This window comes from Microbispora bryophytorum (assembly GCF_006874465.1).
GTDB classification, from domain to species: domain Bacteria; phylum Actinomycetota; class Actinomycetes; order Streptosporangiales; family Streptosporangiaceae; genus Microbispora; species Microbispora bryophytorum.
The window spans coordinates 1-1,131 of the sequence record NZ_VIRL01000050.1; the positions used below are offsets into that span (position 1 = coordinate 1).

Below are 1,131 nucleotides of genomic sequence, written 5' to 3' on the forward strand. Positions count from 1 at the left end.
AACGAGAAATGGAAGGGCCGGGTTGAGGCGGCTCGCCAGGCCGGGCGCAAGGACGTCCCGGCCCAGTCGGGTCTTGAAGAGATCTTCGAGGAGATCAGTCCCATCGAGGACTTCTCCGGAACCATGTCCCTGTCGTTCCGGGACCACAGGTTCGAGGCGCCCAAGTACTCAGTCGATGAGTGCAAAGACAAGGACATGACCTACTCCGCCCCGATGTTCGTCACGGCGGAGTTCATCAATAACACCACAGGTGAGATCAAGAGCCAGACGGTGTTCATGGGCGACTTCCCGCTCATGACGTCGAAGGGCACCTTCATCGTCAACGGCACCGAGCGTGTCGTGGTCTCCCAGCTCGTCCGGTCGCCCGGTGTCTACTTCGACCGCAGCGTCGACAAGACCTCCGACAAGGACCTGTTCGGCTGCCGGGTGATCCCGTCGCGCGGCGCCTGGCTCGAGTTCGAGATCGACAAGCGTGACAGTGTCGGCGTGCGCATCGACCGTAAGCGCAAGCAGCCGGTGACGGTGCTGCTGAAGGCGCTCGGCTGGACCAGTGACCAGATTCTGGAGCGCTTCGGTCAGTACGAGTCGATGCGGGCGACTCTGGAGAAGGACCACACCTCTGGTCAGGACGACGCGCTGCTGGACATCTACCGCAAGCTGCGTCCGGGCGAGCCGCCGACCAAGGAGTCGGCGCAGGCGCTGCTGGAGAACCTGTACTTCAACCCGAAGCGCTACGACCTCGCCAAGGTCGGCCGTTACAAGATCAACAAGAAGCTGGGCGTCCAGGCCGACATCACCCAGGGCACGCTGACCGACGAGGACATCGTGTCCACCATCGAGTACATCGTCCGGCTGCACGCCGGTGAGGACTCGATGGGCCCGGAGGGCTCGGTGGTCGTCGAGACCGACGACATCGACCACTTCGGCAACCGCCGTCTGCGCAGCGTCGGCGAGCTGATCCAGAACCAGGTCCGGCTGGGCCTGGCCCGCATGGAGCGCGTCGTGCGCGAGCGCATGACGACGCAGGACGTCGAGGCGATCACGCCGCAGACCCTGATCAACATCCGCCCGGTCGTGGCGTCGATCAAGGAGTTCTTCGGCACCTCGCAGCTGTCGCAGTTCATGGACCAG

At 63.8% G+C, this 1,131-nt stretch carries 1 pseudogene; it reads left to right on the top strand.

What is annotated here, in order from left to right:
* Positions 1–1,131, top strand: a pseudogene (locus FLX07_RS35690) (DNA-directed RNA polymerase subunit beta); the annotation flags it as partial.